The organism is Oceanicaulis sp. (assembly GCF_051859625.1).
In the GTDB taxonomy this organism is placed as follows: domain Bacteria; phylum Pseudomonadota; class Alphaproteobacteria; order Caulobacterales; family Maricaulaceae; genus Oceanicaulis.
In genome coordinates, this window is record NZ_JBHYFH010000001.1 from 262269 (window position 1) to 281837 (window position 19569).

Sequence of the window (19569 nt, forward strand, 5' to 3'; positions counted from 1 at the left end):
GCGCGCGGCTATTCCGCGGCGCGCAATTCAGGCGGGATCCATTTTTCCTTCATGGTGACCAGTTCCTCGGCCACGCTGGGGTGAACGGCGCAGGTCTCGTCAAACTGGGCCTTGGTCAGCCCCGCCTTCACGGCAATGCCCACGGCCTGAATGATTTCAGGGCTGTCATCGCCCACCAGATGCACGCCGACGACCACCTGGTCGGAGGCGCGAACGATCATCTTCATCATCATCCGGTCCGGATGATCGGTGATGATGCCCTTCATGGGCCGGAACTGGGATTTATAAATGTCCACTTCGCCATAGGCCTTGCGCGCCTCGGCTTCAGTCAGCCCCACCGTGCCCACGGGCGGCTGGGTGAAGACTGCGCTGGCGATGGTTGAGTGATCATAGGCGTTAGGCTTGCCGCCATAGACCGTATCCACAAACGCCGCGCCTTCACGGATCGCCACCGGGGTCAGGTTCACCCGGTCGGTCACATCGCCCACAGCGTAGATATTGTCCACGCTCGTCTTGGAATACTCATCGACCTTGATCGCGCCCTTGTCATTGACCTCGACGCCTGCGCTCTCAAGCCCTAACCCCTTGGTGTAGGGGTCGCGGCCGATGGCGAAGACGACCTGATCCACATTCTCGATCACATCGCCATTATCCAGCGTGACGCTTTTCAGTCCGGTCTGTTCGTCGGTCAGTTCGATCTTGTTAAACACAGCATGGGTGATGACCCGCACGCCGGCTTCTTTCAGGCCTTCATGCACGGCGGTGCGCACATCATCGTCAAAGCCGCGCAGCACGGTTTCGCCGCGATACACAAGGCAGGTTTCGACGCCCAAGCCGGCGAACACCTGGGCGAACTCCACCGCGATATAGCCGCCGCCGGCGATCACAATGTGCTTGGGCAATTTGGGCAGGTGGAACAGCTCGTTTGACGTGATGGCGTGTTCGACGCCGGGCAGGCTTTCGTCCGTGTTCGGCGCGCCGCCCACCGCGATCAGGATGTGTTTCGCCGTCACCGTCCGATCCTGTTTGACCAGGCGGATGGTGTGGGGGCCCTCAAGCACGGCCCGGTCTTCGATCAGCTCGACGCCGGCGTTTGCGAGATTGCGCGAATAGATCCCCGACAGGCGATCCACTTCGGCGTTCATGGTGTCGCGGAATTTCGGCCAGTCAAAACTCGGCGCGCCCACATCCCAGCCATAGGCCTTGGCCTGTTTGAAGCTTTTGGAGAAGCCCGAGGCGTAGACCATGTATTTCTTGGGCACGCAGCCGCGGATCACGCAGGTCCCGCCGGGACGGTATTCCTCGGCGACGGCCACTGTCTTGCCCTTCATGGCGCTCAGGCGCGACGCGCGCACCCCGCCAGAGCCCGCGCCGATGGTGAACAGGTCATAGTCAAACTCGTGATCGGCCATTGCGCGCCCTTTTCGTGATTCACTCAAATCTGCATGCGTATGTGTGCTTGCAGACCGGATAGGTCAAATCACACGGGTGCGGAAGATGGGGAAACCGCTTATGCGCGCTCGAGCGTCAATCGCGCCGACTCGCCTCAAAGGTGGCGTCTCACTCAATATTCTCTTATCAAGGGAGACTATCACAGATGAGCGCGGATCGTGAGCGACCTCAAAACCCTCCCTGACACCCCCCACCATGCCGGCCATCGCGACCGGCTGCGTGCGCGCTTTTCAGAAGCCGGTGGTCAGGGCCTCGCCGATTACGAACTTCTGGAGCTGGCGCTGTTTCGCTCCATCCCGCGGCGCGATGTCAAACCGCTGGCCAAGGCGTTGATCGCGCGGTTCGGAAACTTGGGCGGGGTCTGCGCGGCGGAACTGCACCAGCTGACCGACATCAAGGGCGTCTCGGAAAAGACCGCCCTCGATCTCAAACTGCTTCAAGCCCTCGCCGTGCGCATGGCGCGCGAGCAAGTGGTGGGCCGCCCGGTCCTGTCGAGCTGGTCGGCCCTTCTCGATTACCTGCGCACGGCGCTCCAGCACGCTTCGACCGAGCAATTCCGGGTTTTGTATCTGGACAAGAAAAACCGCCTGGTCGGGGACGAACATCAGGCGCGCGGCACGGTGGATCATGCGCCGGTCTATCCCCGTGAAGTGGTCAAACGCGCCCTGGCGCTGGACGCCAGCGCCCTGATCCTTGTGCACAACCATCCCAGCGGCGACCCGACGCCGTCCCATGCCGATATCGAAATGACCAAGCTGGTGATCAGCGCCGCCAAGCCCTTCAACATCGTGGTCCATGACCATCTGGTCATCGGGCGCGAACGTACGGCGAGCTTTAAAAGTTTGGGATTGCTTTAGACCTTCAGCGCTTTAGCCTGCCCGAACCATCTGACGGGGAGGCGCGCCATGCTGCGTATCATTCTGGCCGGGCTCGCCATGCTGACCCTATTGGCGGCGGGTTTTGCGCTGACGGCCCGTTCCGCGGACGCGCCCCAGGACCTGCTCTTTTACAATGGGGTGATCCGCACCGCGTCTGATCGCGGCGTCGTGCAGGCCCTGTACATACGCGACGGCGAGATTATCGCCATGGGCGATCTGGACACAGTCGCCGCCGAAGCGCCGCGCGGCGTGCGCCGGTTTGACCTTGAGGGCGGCGCCCTCACGCCGGGTCTGATCGAGCCGCACACCCATCCCCTCGCCACCGGGCTTCTGGGACAGGCGATCAATCTGTCTGGCCCCCATGCGGGCGGCCGGACTGAAGTGATGGCGCTGATCGAGCAAGGACTGACTCGCGGCGGCCCCAGCCCGTGGGCGATCGGGTTTGGTTGGGACCCGATCCTCTTGGGCGATATCGACGCGCCCAGCATGGAAGAGCTGGACGCCCTGTCGCCTGACAGGCCTTTGGTGATCCTGACCCAGATGATGCACGAGGCCTTCGCCAACACCGCCGCGTTTGAGGCGGCAGGCGTCGACGCCCAGACGCCCGATCCCGAACACGGCTATTTCGAACGCGACGCGAGCGGCGCCCTGACGGGGCGCGTGGTGGAGGTGGATGCGGTCAGCCAGCTGATGGCCGGGGTCCCGACGCCTTCAGACGCGGCGCTGGAATTCATACTGGCGGACGCCTACGCGGACTACGCCCGCTCGGGCTACACGACCATCGGCATTACAGGACTGGTCGGACGCGCACGCGATCCGCTGGCGATCCTGAAAACCGTCGCGACATCTCCCCGCCCCGCGCTGAACACGATGTTATACCTGCTGCCCGAGCAAGCGGCGCACGGTTACACCCTGTTTGATGACGCCCGCTCTGACGCCGTCATCACCCGCGTCGCCGGGCTCAAGCTATGGCTGGACGGCTCACCCTTTGTGGGCGGCGCCGCGACGGCGGAACCCTATGCCGACAGCGCGTTTAACGCCGAGGTGCTGGGGCTGCCGTCAGGCTGGCGCGGACCGCTGGCGATCCCGCCCGAAACTGCGCTGGCGTACGCGCTTGAAGCGCAGCAATCGGGCGTGCAGATGGCGTTCCACGTCCAGGGCGAACGCGCGATAGATCTGGCGCTTGATGTGATCGACGCCGCCCAGCGCGCCCATCCTCGATCCGGTCTTCACCACCGTCTGGAGCATCTGGCGTTGGCGACGCCCCAGCAGATCGAGCGCGCGGCTGAACTGGGCGTCTCATTGGGCTTTTTCCCCGACCATATCGGCTATTACGGCCACCGTCTGGAGGCGATGTTCGGGGCTGAGCGCGCCGGGCGCTACATGCCCATTCGGGCTGCGATGGAGAGCGGCGCCGTGGTGACGATCCATGGCGATCATCCCGCCAGCACCATCGACGCCGCCCGCGTGATGACCTTGCCGGTCACGCGTCTTACGCCCGACGACGCGCCTCTGGGCGACACGGTCAGCGCCGAAGACGCATTTGCGATGATGACGATCAACGCGGCGCGGCAATTGGGCCTGGACGATGAGATCGGATCGATCGAGCCGGGCAAGCGCGCGGATCTGGTCTGGTTTGACCACGACCCCGTGACGGCGCTCGAAACCGGGGAGCGCTTCACCGCCCGGCGCACCTGGATCGCCGGACGCCCGGTGGATCAGCGCGATTGGTCGCTGGATCGACTAGGGCGCCTGTTCACCGCCGCCTGGGGACAGATGACGCGCTAAGAGGCCGCTAGGCCTGCGGCTTGGCGGGCTCCCACAACTCGATCTTGACCCCGTCGGGGTCCATCAGCCAGGCGAAATGACCATAATCGAATTTTTGCGGTTCCCCGATCAAGGCGACACCTGCCGCCTTGATCCGCTCCAGCAGGGCGTCAAGATCCTCGACTATCAGATTCACCATAAAGGCCTGCTCTGACGGGGCGAAATAATCAGACCCGTCCTCAAAGCGGGCGAAGATGGTGCGCGCGCCGTCGCCAAAGGTGTCAGCCGTCTCAGCATGCGAAAAGTCAAAACCCCCGTAAGAATTTAGCTCCAGACCCAACACCTCTTGATACCATCGCTTGCTCGCGTCAGGATCAGTCGACTTCGCGAATATGCCGCCTACGCCCAATACTGGCATGTCGGTCTCCTTCTTAACCTTGTCTCACAGTGACCCATGCCTTTCGCCCCGTCCAACTTTTTCACCCATCTTGAATGCTCCATGACGGGCGCGCGGATGAGCGCCGACCAGCCGCGGAACCTCTCTGCTGACGGCTGGCCGCTGCTGGCGCGGTATGACCTTGCAACGATGAAGGGGCGGCTTGACCGCGACGCCATCGCTGCGCGCTCCGCCATGGATCATCCCGGATTCTGGAAATGGCGCGAGCTGCTGCCCGTCGCCAAAGACGAGGACGTGGTGTCGCTGGGCGAAGTGGACACGCCCCTGATCGACGCGACGGGCACGGCGGCGAAGATCGGCGCATCCGGACGCCTGTGGGTCAAGGATGAGGGCCGCCTGCCCACGGGCAGTTTCAAGGCGCGCGGACTGGCGCTGGCGGTGTCCATGGCGAAATCCTATGGCGTTCAAACCATGGCCATGCCCACCAACGGCAATGCCGGCGCCGCACTGTCCGCCTATGGCGCGCGCGCCGGGATGACGACCTATTCCTTCTGCCCGGAAGACACGCCGGACGTGAATGTGCGCGAGATCGCGGCCCAGGGCGGCAAGGTGTTTCGCGTCAACGGCCTGATCCATCAATGCGGCGCGATTGTCGGCGCACTCAAAGAGCAGATGGGCTGGTTTGACGTCTCCACCCTGAAAGAGCCCTACCGGATCGAGGGGAAGAAAACGATGGGGATCGAGCTGGCCTGGCAATTGGGCTGGAAACTCCCCGACGCGATCTTTTACCCCACCGGCGGCGGCACCGGCCTGATCGGCATGTGGAAAGCCTTTGATGAAATGGAAAAACTCGGCTGGATCGGCTCAGAGCGTCCCAAGATGTTCGCCGTCCAGGCCGAAGGCTGCGCGCCTATCGTCAAGGCGTATGAAGCGGGCGAGGAGCACGCGCCCGAATGGCTGGACGCGCACACTTTCGCGGCGGGCATTCGGGTGCCCAAGGCCATTGGCGATTTCCTGATCCTGCGCGCCGTACGCGCAAGCCGTGGCGCAGCGCTGGCAGTCAGCGAAGACCAGATCGAAAACGCTCGTCAGCAGTGCGGACGCGAGGACGGTCTCTTGTTGTGCCCGGAAGGCGCCGCGACCCTCGCCGCCTGCCAATCTGCGCTGAATCAAGGCATGATTGAACGCGACTCAGACATTGTGCTGTTTAATTGCGGTTCGGGCCTGAAATATCCGCTGCCAGACCCATCGCGCTCTTTGGATCGGACACACGCCATCACGACTGACATGCTTGAAGCCTGACTTTCAAGCCAGATTCCACTTCGCTGAATCGTAATGCACACGAGCCTTTAACTGAATCACTTGCCTATCGCATAACCCCGGCCTCTCTGATTCGAGCCTAAGGGACCGCAATGAGCACCCCAGCGCCTTTCACCGCCAAACGGCCGGCCGCCCGGAACGCCTGGACCGCGCTTGGTGTTTTGCTCGTGGTCTATCTGGTCAATTTCATGGACCGGCAGGTCTTTGCGGTGCTCCAGGAAGAGTTCCGGGTCGATCTGAACCTGAGCGATTCACAGCTCGCCCTGCTGGGCGGCACAGCCTTCGCGCAGTTTTACGCCACGCTTGGCATCCCCATCGCCATTCTGGCCGACCGCACCAACCGCATCCGCCTGATCGCCGCGGCCTGCGTGGTGTGGAGCATGTTCACCGCCCTGTCCGGCCTCGCCAGCAATTTCGTCCAGATGCTGCTGGCGCGCATCGGCGTCGCCTCGGGCGAGGCAGGCGGCGTCTCGCCCTCCTATTCGGTGTTGTCAGACTATTTTCCGCCCTCAAAGCGCGCCTTCGCAATCGGCCTGTTTTCCGTGGGCGCGCCCTTGGGGCTCACAGCAGGCTCGGCGCTCGGCGCCTTTATCGCGGATGCGCTGAACTGGCGCTGGGCGTTCATTCTGGTCGGCTTGCCGGGCGTCTTGCTGGCGCTGGTGCTACTGGTTCTTGTCAAGGAACCCAAGCGCGGCATGTTCGACACGGAAGCCTTGCGCGCCCAGAAAGCCAATGCGCTTGGCGCGTTGAAACTCGTCTTCGCCACGCCGTCGCTGCGCCTGTTCACGGCCGCCGCCGCGGTGACCTCGTTTGCGGGCTATAGCCTCTATCAATGGGCGCCGTCTTTCCTGATCCGCTCACAAGGCATGACGCTGGAAGAGGTGGGCGCCGGCCTGTCGCCGCTATTCGCTTTGGGGCTGATCGGCTCGGTGGCCGGCGGCTGGATGGCGGACCGGGTCGGTCCGGGACGTCCTGAAGCCTATGGCGTCATTCCAGGCGTCACCTTGCTGCTGACCGTGCCGTTCTTTCTCGGCGGGCTTATGGCGCGGGACGGGACCACGACCTTGATGTTCTTCGCCATCCCCTTGCTGCTCAGCTATGCCTGGATAGGACCGGGCCTCGCCGCCACCCAGACGATGACCCCGCCCGCCTCTCGCGCAGCAGTGGCGGCGATCATCGGGTTCTTCAACAATCTGATCGGGATTGGCCTCGGGCCGCTGGCCGTCGGCGCCCTGTCAGACGCGCTGCGCCCCCATTACGGCGAGGGCGAAGCGCTGCGTCTGGCCTTGATGGCGGGCAGCTCGGCCTTTGCCCTGGCGGCGGTTTTGTTCGTGGCGGCGGGCTATGCGCTCAAGCGTGATCTGAAGCGGCGCACTTGACGTGGCGGGCCGGTTGGCGCTGTTTGCGCGCAAACCCGCCCCTTTCGTCAGACGTGAGAGCCGCGCCCCATGATCCCTCGCTATACCCGGCCGGAAATGGCCGATATCTGGTCCCCGCAATCGAAATACCGCATCTGGTTCGAGATTGAGGCCCACGCCACCGACAAGCTGGCCGAGCTGGGCGTGGTGCCCGCCGACGCCGCCAAGGCGGTGTGGAAAGCCAAGGACATGACGTTCGACGTCGACCGCATCGACGAGATCGAAGCTGAGGTGAAGCACGACGTCATCGCTTTCCTCACCCACCTGGCCGAGCTTGTGGGCGACGACGCCCGCTTCGTGCACCAGGGGCTCACGAGCTCTGACGTTCTGGACACCTGCCTCGCCGTCCAGCTCCAACGCGCCTCTGATCTGCTGCTTGCGGGCATGGACCGGGTGCTGGCGGCGCTGAAAAAGCGCGCTTTCGAGCACAAGATGACCGCCTGCATCGGCCGCAGCCACGGCATCCACGCCGAACCCACGACGATGGGGCTGAAATTCGCGCGCTTCTACGCCGAGTTTGACCGCAACCGCGCACGCCTTGTGCAAGCGCGTGAAGAGATCGCCACCTGCGCCATTTCCGGCGCCATCGGCACCTACGCCAATGTGAACCCGGCGGTGGAAGCTCATGTGGCGCAGGCGATGGGGCTGAGCGTGGAGCCGATCTCCACCCAGGTGATCCCGCGCGACCGCCATGCCGCCTTCTTCGCAACGCTCGGCCTGATCGCCTCCGCGATCGAGAATGTGGCCGTGGAAGTGCGCCATTTGCAGCGCTCGGAAGTGCGCGAGGCGCAGGAGTTTTTCTCCAAGGGGCAGAAAGGCTCGTCGGCCATGCCGCACAAGCGTAATCCGATCCTGACCGAAAACCTCACAGGTCTCGCGCGTCTGGTGCGCTCCGCAGTGGTTCCGGCCATGGAAAACGTCGCGCTCTGGCATGAACGCGACATCTCACACTCTTCTGTGGAACGCGGCATCGGCCCGGACGCCACCGCGCATCTGGATTTCGCCCTGCACCGCACCGCCTCGATGATTGAAGGCCTGATCGTGCACGAGGATCGCTGCCGGGAGAATCTTGAGACTTATGGCGGCATCCACAATTCCCAGCGCGTTCTGCTCGCGCTGACCCAGGCCGGCGCCTCGCGTGAGGATTCCTATCGCCTCGTCCAGCGCAACGGCATGAAAACCTGGGATGAAGGCGGCAAGCTGGTCGAACACCTCAAAGCCGATGAGGGCGTCACGGCGCTGCTCACGGACGCCCAGATCGAAGCCTGCTTTGATGAGGAGTATCACTTCAAGCATGTGGACACGATCTTCGACCGTGTCTTCGGCGCGCACTGATCTCTCAAGACATCTGTCGCTTGTCATAACGCCGCCCGGTCATCCGGGCGGCGTTATGCATTTCAGGCTCCGCGGCGTCCGGCTGATTTGTGATTGTATCGTTTTCTCGAACTGCTACCGTCGATGGAACAGCAGGTTCCCGAGATGATTACTTTCCAAAGCCTTGTCGTTCTCGCTCTGACCTTGATGACAGGCGCCAATGCCTTCGCGCAAGACCCCGTCACCGTCCCGATGGAGAGAAACTCCTACGGGCTCTTCACGGTCGAAACGGATGTGGGGCGCAGTGTGTTGTTCTCAGGCGACCCGGAAGCGGACCCCGTCCCGTTCATCATCGACACCGGCGCGTCGCATACCGCCGCGCCTCGGCTGATCGCGCAACAGCTCAGCGAGCAGCAGGTGATCAGCCTTGATCGGGTTGGACATGGGATGACCGGGCGCTTCGACACCGACCTGATTTTCGTTGAGCATCTCGACTATGGCCTCGGCCCACGCGTCATCGAAGTGGCGGTCTTCGAAGAGGCGTTCGGTTCCGTGATGACGGCTGCAGGGCTTCTGGGCGCCAACGCCTTCACCACGGAAGTCATCCGGCTGGATTTCACTGAAGGGCTGCTGGAACTCTTGCCCGATGACACAGAGCTGCAAGCTGGCCCGCTCAGCCTTCAAAACGGTCTGGTGATGGGCGTCGGCCAGATGCGCGGCGTCGAGAGCCCGGTCCGGGTGTTCATCGATACCGGCGCCAGCGCCTCCATCGTCAACACCGCCCTGGCGAATGCGCGCGGCCGCACGCGGTCTTCAGGCCCTGTGTCGATTGAGGGCGTGTCGGGCGGCACTCAGGCTCAGGGCGAAATACGCCGCCTGTTCAGTCGTTTTCGCGTCGATGATTTCTGCATGGGTCTTTTTGAAATCACCGTATCTGATCTCTACGCCTTTGATCACCGTGGCTGGCTGGACGAACCCGCCATCATCCTGGGCATGGATGTTCTGCAATACGCAGCGATCAGCATTGATTACGGGTCGGGCCGCGTCCGCCTTCAGGGCTTTGACGGAAAGGCTTGCCCGACCGCACGCACTCACGCGAGTTTGAGCCCGCGCTAGGCTGCTGTGTGCTAAACGGTGAGGCCGTTTCAGATAAAGAGCTCCGCCATGATCCGCGCCCCCCTTCTCGCATCGCTTCTGGTCCTGGGCCTGACTGCAGTGGCGACCGCTCGGGAAGCGACGCCTGCAAGCACTGCAGACGAGCCGCGTCTGGTGGCGGCGCTGTTCCGGTCCAATTGGTGCGGCCCCTGCAAGGTGCTAGAGCCGCGCTATGAGGCGGTGATGGCCGATTACGCCGAGGCGCCGCTGGAACGCGTGCGCTTTGACAGCTCTTTCGGGCGACGCAGCGCCTTGGCGCGGCGGGCTGAAGAAGAAGGCGTCAGCGAAGTTTTCGAGGCGACCGCCGGCGCGACCGGCTTCGTCCTTCTGGTCGACCGCGACACCGGTGATGTTCTGGCGCGGATCAGCATGGCGTATTCAGACGCAGACATTCGCGGCGCGCTGGATCACGCCCTGCGCGTGATCGCCGACCGTGAGGCGTTCGGACTGTAGGCCGGACATGAAAAAGGCGGCGCAGGATCTGCGCCGCCTTTTTACGTTTACAGCAAAAGCCGTTAGCCCTGGCGAACCTGCTCGCGGGCTTCTTCGAGCAGCTGCTCCATCTTGTGACGAATCTGGTGATCGGTCTGCTCGATGCCGCGGGCGTCAAAATCGCCGCGCACCTTGCGAAACACGTCTTCATCGCCAGCTTCCTCGAAATCGGCTTTGACGACCTCTTTGGCGTAGGCGTCAGCGGCGTCGCCCGTCAGGCCCATCAGCTCGGAGGCCCACAGACCCAGAAGCTTGTTGCGGCGCGCCACCGCTTTGAACTCGAGCTCCTGATCGTGAGCGAATTTGTTTTCGAACGCGTTTTCGCGATCATCAAAACCTGACATGGCGGTGGTCCTTCAACCCCAGACATCAATACTGCTGTCTGAAGAGTTAGCTGCAGCAGCGCCGATTATCAATCGTGTAAGCCTGAGCGCGAACAGGCTTCAGCACAGATATTGATGTACGCGCGCCCCTCGCGTATGAAGGCGCCACGATAGCGGCCCGCGGCGACGGGCCGTTTCGCGTTTCTCATGGCATGGCCCAGGCGCGACGTCTCTGTTCCCAGCGACATCAAAGCGGGCTCACGCCCCACTCGCGCGCCGTTAAAGCGCGCCCAAGCCGGAGCGAGGCCACGATGTCCCGCCGCAAGATGCTGTACGAAGGCAAAGCCAAAATCCTCTACGAGGGTCCCGAGCCGGGCACCGTCGTGGCCTATTTCAAGGATGACGCCACCGCCTTCAACGCCCAGAAAAAAGCCGTGCTCGAAGGCAAGGGCGTGCTCAACAACCGGATCTCCGAATACATCATGGAGCATCTGGGCCGGATGGGCATCCCCACCCACTTCATCAAGCGCTTGAACATGCGCGAGCAATTGCTGCGCGAAGTCGAGATCATTCCGCTGGAAGTGGTGGTGCGCAATGTGGCCGCCGGCTCCATCGCCAAACGCTTCGGCCTGACCGAAGGCGATGCGCTGCCGCGCTCCATCGTCGAGTTCTATTACAAGAACGACGCGCTGGAAGATCCGATGGTCGCCGAGGAACACGTCACCGCGTTCAACTGGGCCACCACCCAGGACATGGACGAGATGATCGCCATGGCGCTGCGGGTGAACGATTTCATGTCGGGCATGTTCGCCGCCGTCGGCATCCGTCTTGTGGACTTCAAGCTCGAATTTGGCCGCGTCTACGACCAGAACGACATGCCGCGAGTGATTCTCGCCGACGAGATCAGCCCGGACAGCTGCCGTCTGTGGGACGCCAACACCAATGAAAAGCTCGACAAGGACCGGTTCCGCCGCGATCTGGGCAATGTGACCGAAGCCTATGCCGAAGTCGCCCGCCGTCTGGGCATCATGAAAGAAAACGGTTCCGTCACCGAAGAGGGGTCTCCGGAATGAAAGCGCGCATTCACGTCTATCTCAAACCCGGCGTTCTGGACCCGCAAGGTCAGGCCGTCTCCAACTCGCTGAACCATCTGGGGTTTGACGAAGTTACGGGCGTGCGTCAGGGCAAGCTGATCGAGATTGATCTCAACACCGCCGACGCCGAGGAAGCCCAGCAACGCGTCTCGGAGATGTGCGACAAGCTGCTCGCCAACCCCGTCATCGAAAATTACGACATCGAGCTGAGCGCTTAGGCGCTGGCGAGCAAGAAGCGGATCTGACATGAAAACCGCCGTCATCGTCTTCCCCGGCTCGAACTGTGACCGCGACGCGGCCACGGCGATCGAAGCCGTCACCGGCCACGCGCCGGCCATGGTCTGGCATGAAGAGACCGAACTGCCTGAGGGGCTGGACTTCGTCATGGTCCCCGGCGGGTTCTCCTATGGCGACTATCTGCGCTCGGGCGCGGTCGCCGCGCGCTCGCCGATCGTCAATGACCTGAAAAAGAAGGCCGAAGCCGGCGTGCCCATGCTGGGCGTGTGCAACGGCTTTCAGATCCTGACTGAGGCTGGCCTTCTGGACGGCACGCTGATGCGCAACGCGTCTTTGCACTTCGTCTGCGAGAAAGCGCCCCTGCTGGTGGAGACGGCGAACACCCGCTTCACCCGCGGCTATGCCGACCGCAAGGAGATCGTCATTCCGGTCGCGCACCATGACGGCAATTACTTCGCCGACGAGGCGACGCTCGACCGGATCGAGGGCGAAGGCCAGGTGGTCTTCCGCTACGCCAACAATCCCAACGGCTCCGCCCGCGACATCGCCGGCGTCACCAATGCGGCGGGCAATGTGCTGGGCATGATGCCTCACCCGGAACGCGCGGTGGACGCCGATCATGGCGGAACCGATGGACTGGCCCTGTTTGAAAGCGTGCTGGGGAAACTGTCATGAGCGAAGCTGTGAACCCGCGTTACGCCGAGGGAATCACCGAAGAGATCGCCCTCGATCACGTCACCGCTGACGAATACGAGATCATCCTCAAGGAGCTCGGCCGCGCGCCGAACCTTGTGGAGCTGGGCATTTTCTCGGTGATGTGGTCCGAGCACTGCTCGTACAAATCCTCGCGCCTGCACCTGTCCAAATTCCCCACTTCGGGCGACAAGGTGATCTATGGCCCGGGCGAGAACGCCGGCGTCATCGACATTGGCGACGGCCAGGCGGCCATCTTCAAGATGGAGAGCCACAACCACCCCAGCTATATCGAGCCCTATCAGGGTGCGGCGACGGGCGTGGGCGGGATTCTGCGCGACGTCTTCACCATGGGCGCGCGCCCGGTGGCGTTGATGAACGCGCTGCGCTTTGGCGATCCCGAACACCCCAAGACCCGTCAGCTGGTCGCGGGCGTCACAGCCGGCATTGGCGGCTACGGCAATTGCGTCGGCGTGCCGACGGTGGGCGGCGAGACCAATTTCGACAAGGGCTATAACGGCAACATCCTGGTGAACGCCATGGCTGTGGGCCTGGCGGACACCGACAAGATCTTCACCGCCGCCGCGCGCGAGCCTGAGTTCCCTGTGCTCTATGTGGGCGCGAAAACCGGCCGCGACGGCATTCACGGCGCCACCATGGCGTCGGCGGAGTTTGGCGAAGGCTCTGAAGAGAACCGCCCGACCGTTCAGGTCGGCGACCCCTTCACCGAGAAAAAACTGATCGAAGCCTGCCTTGAGCTGATGAGCGAAGACGCGATCAGCTCGATCCAGGACATGGGCGCGGCCGGCCTGACGTCTTCATCTGTGGAAATGGCGTCGTCTGGCGGCCTCGGGATCGAGCTTGATCTCGATCACGTGCCCCAGCGCGAAGAGAACATGACCGCCTATGAGATGATGCTGTCAGAATCCCAGGAACGGATGCTGATCATCATCAAGCCGGGTCGTGAGCATGTGGCCGAGCGCATTTTCCGCAAATGGGATCTGGATGTGGCGACCATCGGCAAGACTGCGCCCCATGGCCGTCTTGTGCTGCGTCACAAGGGCGAGGTCGTCTGCGACCTGCCGCTTGATCCGATTGGCGAGAACGCGCCGAAATACGACCGCCCCTGGTTCCCCGCCGAAGCCCGCGGCTCCATCGATCCCAAGGATCTGCACCAGCCTGAACATCTGGGTGAAGTGCTGGCGAGCCTGATGGGCAGCCCGGACATGGCGTCCAAGCGCTGGATCTGGCGTCAGTATGACCGCCACGTGATGGCCGACACCGCCGCCAGCTCCGAAGACGCATCCGACGCCGCCATTGTGCGCGTGCACGGCACTCAAAAAGCGCTGGCGATCACCACCGACTGCACGCCGCGTTATTGCTTCGCTGACCCGTTCGAAGGCGGCAAGCAGGCCGTGGCCGAAGCCTGGCGCAACCTCACCGCCGTCGGCGCTGATCCCATCGCCATCACCGACTGCCTGAACTTCGGCAATCCCGAACGCCCTGAAATCATGGGTCAGTTCGTGGGCTGCGTGGAAGGCATGGCCGAGGCCTGCAAGGCGCTCGACTTCCCCGTCGTGTCCGGCAATGTCTCGCTCTATAACGAGACCGACGGCGTCGCCATTCCGCCCACTCCGGCGGTGGGCGCGGTGGGCCTGATCCCCGATATCGCCCAGCGCATGGGCTATGGCGGTCTGAAAGAGGGCCAGGTGCTGCTGCTGGTAGGCGAAACCCGCGGGGAGCTGGGCGCCTCGATCTATCTGCGCGAGATCGAAAACCAGGAAAAAGGCGCCTCGCCGCGCGTCGACCTGGCCGTTGAAAAACGCAATGGCGACTTTGTCCGCAAGACGATCCGCGCCGGTCACGCCAAGGCGGTCCATGACCTGTCAGACGGCGGCCTGGCCTGCGCCGCCGCTGATATGGCGATGGCGGCTGGCGTCGGGATCAAGCTCGCCTATACGGGCGGCCTGCCGGTCTTCGCCTGGATGTTCGGCGAGGATCAGGGCCGTTATCTGATCGCTGCTGATGCGTCAGACGCCGAGGCCATCCGCGCGGACGCCAAGACCGCAAGCGTCCCGGTCGAGGTCGTGGGCCTCGCAGGCGGTCGCTTCATCTCCATCAATGGCGGCCATGCGGTGGATCTGATCCGCCTCAAACAGGCCCATGAAGGCTTCATGCCGGCCCTGATGGAGGGCGAGCCTGAAGCACGCGTCGCCGAGTAAGACAGGCGACAGAGCACACAAAAAAGGCCGGAGCCAATGCTCCGGCCTTTTTCATTTGAACGGGTCAGCGACTTAGCTGTGGCACTGAGCCAGAGCGGAATTGTGCGTGACCGCCGCTTCACCGGCGCCCAGTTCGGCGGCGCGCGCGAAATCAGCGGCGGCGGCGGCGTGATCGCCCGCCAGCCAGAAGGCGCCGCCGCGATTGGTGTAGGCTTCCCAGCCTTCGGGATTGCGTTCGATGGCCATGGCGCAGGCGTCCGCCGTGCCGGAATCGCCTTGATTGGCGAGCGCGGCGCACAGATTGACGGCGGCGGCGTTCTTGTTGCGGTTGGAGGTGCCGGACTCAAGCGCCTCGGAGGCGAAGTGAGCGGCGTTGCGCCAGTCGCCCTGATCGATGCGGCGCGCAGACTGGCGCACGTCAGAGTTCGGACCGGACATGCCGGCGAACATCGGCTCGGACGGACAGTCCTGGGCCTGAGCGGAACCGAAAGCGGCGATCGCGAGTGCTGCGCCAGCGAATACAGTACGAAGTGCGGTGGACATATCCATCTCCCTGATGAAACCCGAGCATGCCTATACGCCCGCGTTTGTGGCGTATAGATAGGGATCTCACCGCACTTTGAAAAGTAAACAGTGTTTATTTTTGTTATGATTTCATGACGCGCCGCAAATGTTGCGACGCGTCAATCACTTGGCTTTTCGCTAGGGTTCGCCGCTCTCGCCCAGAACCGCATCAAGATCTGCATCAATGCGCTCGGCCAGCTCGACCGCCACGCTCACCGCGCTCAGGAAGAAGTCAGGATTGATGGTTTCAAACTCGTCCGTGGTCTGGTGATAGTGCTCATGATCCTCCACCCCGAGATAGAGAAACGGGATGCCGGCGGCATGAAACGCGCCCTGGTCTGACAGCAGAGTCCAGTCATTGCGTGGATCGCCATCGGGCTGGTCATAGCCTGCCGCCAGCGTGATCGACGCGTCCTGCGCCACCGCTTCGACAATCGGATGCAGGGCGGGCGTGTGATAGGGACCCGCCGCCCAGATGTCATTGTCCGGGCTATAGCCCAGCATGTCGAAATTGAGGTTGAAGGCGACCGGCGCCGCGCCTTCAACCGGATTGGCGACCACTTCACGCGCCCCGCGCAATCCGCCCTCCTCTGCGTCGAAGGCCATGATCAACAGGTCATGCTCGGGCGGGTTGGCGATAAAATGCTCCGCCACAGCCAGAAGCGCCGCAACGCCTGACGCATTGTCGTCGGCGCCGTTGAAAATCTCGCCCTCTTCGGTCCGCCCCACATGGTCATAATGCGCGGTCACCGCGATGGCGCGGCTGCGGTCTTGTCCGGGGATGACGCCGATGACGTTCACGGCGTTGATGGTTTCACGCGGTGAATTCGGATCGCGAAAATCAATGGCGCGCTCAAAACTGAAGGGTTGCTCGAAGCTGTCCCCGACAGGCTGAACGCCGATCTCGGTCAGGCGGTCGATGATATAAGCGCGCGCCCGCGCATTGCCTTCGCTCTCGACCATCCGGCCTTTCATTTCGTCTGAACTGATGACGCACAGATCCGCCCAAGGAGCCGGCTCCAGACCCGCACAATCAGAGGCGGCGGGAACGGCCAGAGCGGTGGTCAACAGCAATGCGGACAGCAACATGGGCGAGTCTCCGTAATATCCCTGTGAAAGTCAGGGTTCCGGGCGCGCCCGGTGTGATGGTATGGCTCAGACTAGCACTGCGCAGGAGAGACGCCATGCCCATGAATGCGGAAGACATTGTCAGTCTCATCAAGGAGGGCGTTCCCGCCGCCGAGGTTGAAATCACCGATCTCGCCGGCGATGGCGACCATTACAAGGCGGTGGTGATTTCTCCGGCTTTCGCCGGCCTGCCACGCGTGCGGCAACACCAGATGGTCTATGCTGCGCTGAAAGGCCGGATGGGCGGCGAGCTGCACGCTCTGGCGCTGGAAACCCGGGCGCCGGACTAGCGCGCCTGTCAGCAATTGAAACTCTTCGCTCCGCCCCCCATCTTGGGGCCAAGACGAACCATAAGGAATCCTCTCCATGTCCGACGCCGACACCCAGGAAGCGATCAAGAAAGCCGTCACCGACAATGACGTGGTCCTGTTCATGAAGGGCACCCCCACCTTCCCGCAATGCGGGTTCTCCTCGGTGGTGGCCCGGGTTCTCGACCATGTGGGCGTGGAATACGCCGCGGTGAACGTGCTGGAAGACCATGCCGTGCGCGAAGGCATCAAGGTGTATTCAGACTGGCCGACCATCCCCCAGCTCTATGTGAAGGGCGAGTTTGTCGGCGGCTGCGACATCATCAAGGAGATGTTCGAGGCCGGCGAGCTGCAACAGCTGATGAAAGACAAGGGCCTGGTGGAGGGGTAAGTCCCTGCCCGCCGCACCTGACCGAGAAAACCCGTCTCCTCCTGGAGGCGGGTTTTTTCATGTCATGCGGCCAAAGAAAAAGCCCGCTGCGCTGCAGCGGGCTTTTCTGTCTCGTCGTCCTCGAAAAATTACGAGGAGTAGAATTCGACGACCAGGTTCGGTTCCATCTTCACCGGGTACGGAACTTCGTTGAATTCCGGCTTACGGGTGTAGGTGGCTTTCATGCCCTTGGCGTCCAGATCGAGATAATCAGGCACGTCACGTTCCGGGCTGCCCAGTGCTTCAAGCACCAGCGCCATGGAGCGGGACTTTTCGCGCACTTCAACCACATCGCCCGGCTTGACCATATAGGAAGCGATGTTGACGCGCTTGCCGTTCACACGGACGTGGCCGTGGTTGACGAACTGGCGTGCGGCGAAGACGGTCGGCACGAACTTGGCGCGATACACGATCGCGTCCAGACGACTTTCCAGCAGACCGATCAGGTTTTCAGCGGTGTTGCCGCGCAGGCGCTGCGCTTCGGTGTAGATGCGCTTGAACTGCTTCTCGGTGATGTTGCCGTAATAGCCTTTGAGCTTTTGCTTGGCGCGCAGCTGCAGACCGAAGTCAGACAGCTTGCCGGCGCGGCGCTGGCCGTGTTGACCCGGGCCGTAGGAGCGTTTGTTCACCGGGGACTTGGCGCGGCCCCAGATGTTTTCGCCCATGCGGCGGTCAATTTTGTATTTCTGTGAATGACGCTTCGACATAGTCTTTCCTTCTCGACGCGGCCCGGCTCTGATCCCTCAGCCAGAGCAATTGAAACGGCGGTCCACGCGTCGTCCGTTGCCATGAAAACAAAGCTCGTCCGGCAAGCCGGCGAGCGAGGGAAGCGCGGGTTATGAGCAAAGCGGCAGGCGGAGTCAATATTCGCGCTGTGGAGCGGACTGCCTGTAGAGCGTGACGATCGCGCTGGCGGCGCTCAAACCGCCGATCATCAAGGCCTGCAAGGCGAGGCGCGGCGCGCTGATTGCGCCCAGCGCATCCAGGTCCAGCACGCAGCGCGCGCCTTCATAGCCATACCGCCCCAGCTGCGGGTCAAAGACCGTGCATCCGGAAAACACCGAGGCCTGAAACAATCCCTGCGCCAACGCCCCCGTCATGCCCAGCATCACCAAAGCCAGCGCCAGCGCTGAACTCCGGCAGCAGAGCGCCGTCGCCAGCCCCAGATAGGCCGCCAGCATGTGAAGATCGCCAAGCCCTGACGCATAGCCCTGAAGGCCCAGCAACAAGGCGCTGAGCGTAAAGACCGGAAGGATGAAAGCCGGCGCCTGGGCCAGGGGCGGCAAAACGCGCCAGTTCAGCTCCCACCGCGCCAGAACCACGACCAACAGCCCTAGTGAGATCAGGCGCCAACCGCGGCCGGGCAGGATGGCGGACGCGCCGCCATCCGCTGAAAACGTCGCGAGCGTGGACCATAACCGCTCCGCGAAGCCGGGACTCAGCACAGCCGTCATCTCGCTGGAGTCAGCACTGACGAGCGCATAGACAAGCCATCCCGTCCCGATGAGAAGCGCCAGGCTGAGCGCGAACACGCGCAAGACCAGCCATTCCGCGTCCAGCGCAGCCGCTGTGTGAAGCCGCCAGCTGCGCCAGCCCAGATACGCCGCCAGCCCCATCCACAAGGTCACCAGAAGCGTATTCGCCCAGACGCCCAACCCAAGGGTCAGCCCCAGAGCCAGGCTGGCGGACAGATCATTGCGCCGCGACAAGGCGATGAAGGCCGCGCAGGACAAAGCCGCGCAGCTCAGCCCCAGCGCATCGCCGCCGACCGAGGTCATCTGCGCGAAAAACTGGGGAAACATGAAAGGCCAGGCCGCCATAATCACCGCGCCATGTTCATTGACCAGGCCGTGCCGGACGGCGGCTTCGACCGCGACAGCGAAACCCAGCATGGCGGCCGTCCACAAAATCAACCGGTACAGCTGGACCTGCGCCCGCCAGCTCCAGTCCGACACCAGCAGGCGCACCGGCGCCAGCACGACTTGGGTCAATGGCTTGGGCCCGGCGGCGATCGGTGAAACAAGCGGGTCCGATGGCTCTCCCTGCGCCGCGCCATCCGGCGCATCCGGCAGCGCCGCCCAGCGTGCATACCCCGGACGCGCCTCGCTCTGCCAGGACGCAGGCCATGGCCCGTCATGGGAGGCGATTTCAGAAGGCAGCGGCGTTCCCTGTGCGACCCGGATCGCGCCGGTTTGCGAGAACTGGATCAGGGCGGCGAGCTGCTCCACCTCGCCCCGCCCCTCAAAGGCAGGCTGAAACATCACATAACCCAGCCCCGCCATGAAGACGCCCAGCAAGAGGCGGCGCCGGGCCGGGCCCAGAACCAGATTGATGGTGTAGAGAAGGATGCGCCAGGCTTGCATGAACGCCCCCGCGA

20 protein-coding genes are annotated in these 19569 nt (G+C 63.1%); 13 read left to right on the plus strand and 7 right to left on the minus strand.

From position 1 onward, the window contains the following. Nucleotides 1–8 precede the first annotated feature (8 nt). Nucleotides 9–1412, minus strand: coding sequence for a glutathione-disulfide reductase (gene gor, locus ACTIGF_RS01315; protein ID WP_439635151.1), 1404 nt, complete (start codon nucleotides 1410–1412; stop codon nucleotides 9–11). 198 nt (nucleotides 1413–1610) lie between these two features. Here gor and radC point away from each other — a divergent pair, with 198 nt between their 5' ends. Together radC and ACTIGF_RS01325 are read left to right on the plus strand one after the other, a co-directional pair. Then, nucleotides 1611–2309 (plus strand): RadC family protein, encoded by a 699-nt coding sequence (radC, locus tag ACTIGF_RS01320; protein ID WP_439635152.1) that lies wholly within the window; start codon nucleotides 1611–1613, stop codon nucleotides 2307–2309. A gap of 48 nt (nucleotides 2310–2357) precedes the next feature. Next, complete coding sequence (locus ACTIGF_RS01325; protein WP_439635153.1) at nucleotides 2358–4118, plus strand: amidohydrolase; 1761 nt, start codon at nucleotides 2358–2360, stop codon at nucleotides 4116–4118. A 7-nt stretch (nucleotides 4119–4125) separates the two neighbouring features. On the opposite strand, the gene ACTIGF_RS01330 is transcribed toward ACTIGF_RS01325, so the two are convergent. Continuing rightward, the gene (locus ACTIGF_RS01330) at nucleotides 4126–4515 is read right to left on the minus strand and encodes a VOC family protein (RefSeq protein WP_439635154.1); all 390 of its coding nucleotides are present in this window, start codon (nucleotides 4513–4515) and stop codon (nucleotides 4126–4128) included. Between the two features lie 36 nt (nucleotides 4516–4551). Here ACTIGF_RS01330 and ACTIGF_RS01335 point away from each other — a divergent pair, with 36 nt between their 5' ends. The 5 genes from ACTIGF_RS01335 (at nucleotide 4552) to ACTIGF_RS01355 (ending at nucleotide 10154) form a co-directional block, all read left to right on the plus strand. After that, nucleotides 4552–5796: a threonine synthase gene (locus ACTIGF_RS01335; protein ID WP_439635155.1), complete on the plus strand. Its 1245-nt coding sequence runs from the start codon at nucleotides 4552–4554 to the stop codon at nucleotides 5794–5796. A gap of 110 nt (nucleotides 5797–5906) precedes the next feature. Continuing rightward, nucleotides 5907–7193, plus strand: coding sequence for a spinster family MFS transporter (locus ACTIGF_RS01340; protein WP_439635156.1), 1287 nt, complete (start codon nucleotides 5907–5909; stop codon nucleotides 7191–7193). A 69-nt stretch (nucleotides 7194–7262) separates the two neighbouring features. After that, nucleotides 7263–8567: an adenylosuccinate lyase gene (gene purB, locus ACTIGF_RS01345; protein WP_439635157.1), complete on the plus strand. Its 1305-nt coding sequence runs from the start codon at nucleotides 7263–7265 to the stop codon at nucleotides 8565–8567. Nucleotides 8568–8711: 144 nt separating this feature from the next. Continuing rightward, on the plus strand, nucleotides 8712–9662 hold the full coding sequence (locus ACTIGF_RS01350; RefSeq protein ID WP_439635158.1) for an aspartyl protease family protein: 951 nt from the start codon (nucleotides 8712–8714) through the stop codon (nucleotides 9660–9662). Between the two features lie 48 nt (nucleotides 9663–9710). Continuing rightward, nucleotides 9711–10154: a thioredoxin domain-containing protein gene (locus tag ACTIGF_RS01355; RefSeq protein ID WP_439635159.1), complete on the plus strand. Its 444-nt coding sequence runs from the start codon at nucleotides 9711–9713 to the stop codon at nucleotides 10152–10154. Nucleotides 10155–10216: 62 nt separating this feature from the next. On the opposite strand, the gene ACTIGF_RS01360 is transcribed toward ACTIGF_RS01355, so the two are convergent. Next, a complete protein-coding gene (locus ACTIGF_RS01360) occupies nucleotides 10217–10537 on the minus strand; it encodes a DUF1476 domain-containing protein (protein ID WP_439635160.1) in 321 nt (106 codons plus the stop codon). A gap of 290 nt (nucleotides 10538–10827) precedes the next feature. Between ACTIGF_RS01360 and purC the strand changes: the two genes are divergently transcribed. The 4 genes from purC to purL are packed head-to-tail and all read left to right on the plus strand — an operon-like array spanning nucleotide 10828 to nucleotide 14762. Further along, on the plus strand, nucleotides 10828–11589 hold the full coding sequence (gene purC, locus ACTIGF_RS01365; protein WP_022699937.1) for a phosphoribosylaminoimidazolesuccinocarboxamide synthase: 762 nt from the start codon (nucleotides 10828–10830) through the stop codon (nucleotides 11587–11589). Continuing rightward, nucleotides 11586–11828, plus strand: coding sequence for a phosphoribosylformylglycinamidine synthase subunit PurS (gene purS, locus ACTIGF_RS01370; protein ID WP_107712831.1), 243 nt, complete (start codon nucleotides 11586–11588; stop codon nucleotides 11826–11828). The genes purC and purS overlap by 4 nt, the downstream gene beginning before the upstream one ends. Before the next feature lie 28 nt (nucleotides 11829–11856). Then, on the plus strand, nucleotides 11857–12522 hold the full coding sequence (gene purQ, locus ACTIGF_RS01375; protein ID WP_022699939.1) for a phosphoribosylformylglycinamidine synthase subunit PurQ: 666 nt from the start codon (nucleotides 11857–11859) through the stop codon (nucleotides 12520–12522). Further along, complete coding sequence (gene purL, locus ACTIGF_RS01380) at nucleotides 12519–14762, plus strand: phosphoribosylformylglycinamidine synthase subunit PurL (RefSeq protein WP_439635161.1); 2244 nt, start codon at nucleotides 12519–12521, stop codon at nucleotides 14760–14762. The genes purQ and purL overlap by 4 nt, the downstream gene beginning before the upstream one ends. Before the next feature lie 72 nt (nucleotides 14763–14834). Here the strand turns inward: purL and ACTIGF_RS01385 are convergent, their stop codons facing one another. Together ACTIGF_RS01385 and ACTIGF_RS01390 are read right to left on the minus strand one after the other, a co-directional pair. Next, nucleotides 14835–15305 (minus strand): hypothetical protein, encoded by a 471-nt coding sequence (locus tag ACTIGF_RS01385; protein WP_439635162.1) that lies wholly within the window; start codon nucleotides 15303–15305, stop codon nucleotides 14835–14837. A gap of 159 nt (nucleotides 15306–15464) precedes the next feature. Next, complete coding sequence (locus ACTIGF_RS01390) at nucleotides 15465–16415, minus strand: M20/M25/M40 family metallo-hydrolase (protein ID WP_439635163.1); 951 nt, start codon at nucleotides 16413–16415, stop codon at nucleotides 15465–15467. Between the two features lie 95 nt (nucleotides 16416–16510). Between ACTIGF_RS01390 and ACTIGF_RS01395 the strand changes: the two genes are divergently transcribed. Together ACTIGF_RS01395 and grxD are read left to right on the plus strand one after the other, a co-directional pair. Beyond that, nucleotides 16511–16744: a BolA family protein gene (locus ACTIGF_RS01395; protein ID WP_439635164.1), complete on the plus strand. Its 234-nt coding sequence runs from the start codon at nucleotides 16511–16513 to the stop codon at nucleotides 16742–16744. 76 nt (nucleotides 16745–16820) lie between these two features. Continuing rightward, nucleotides 16821–17153 carry a Grx4 family monothiol glutaredoxin gene (gene grxD, locus ACTIGF_RS01400; RefSeq protein WP_439635165.1) on the plus strand — a complete coding sequence of 111 codons (333 nt, stop codon included), beginning with the start codon at nucleotides 16821–16823 and terminating at the stop codon, nucleotides 17151–17153. Between the two features lie 128 nt (nucleotides 17154–17281). On the opposite strand, the gene rpsD is transcribed toward grxD, so the two are convergent. Then, the gene (rpsD, locus tag ACTIGF_RS01405; protein WP_439635166.1) at nucleotides 17282–17899 is read right to left on the minus strand and encodes a 30S ribosomal protein S4; all 618 of its coding nucleotides are present in this window, start codon (nucleotides 17897–17899) and stop codon (nucleotides 17282–17284) included. 153 nt (nucleotides 17900–18052) lie between these two features. Beyond that, a complete protein-coding gene (locus tag ACTIGF_RS01410; RefSeq protein WP_439635167.1) occupies nucleotides 18053–19555 on the minus strand; it encodes a hypothetical protein in 1503 nt (500 codons plus the stop codon). Nucleotides 19556–19569 lie beyond the last annotated feature (14 nt).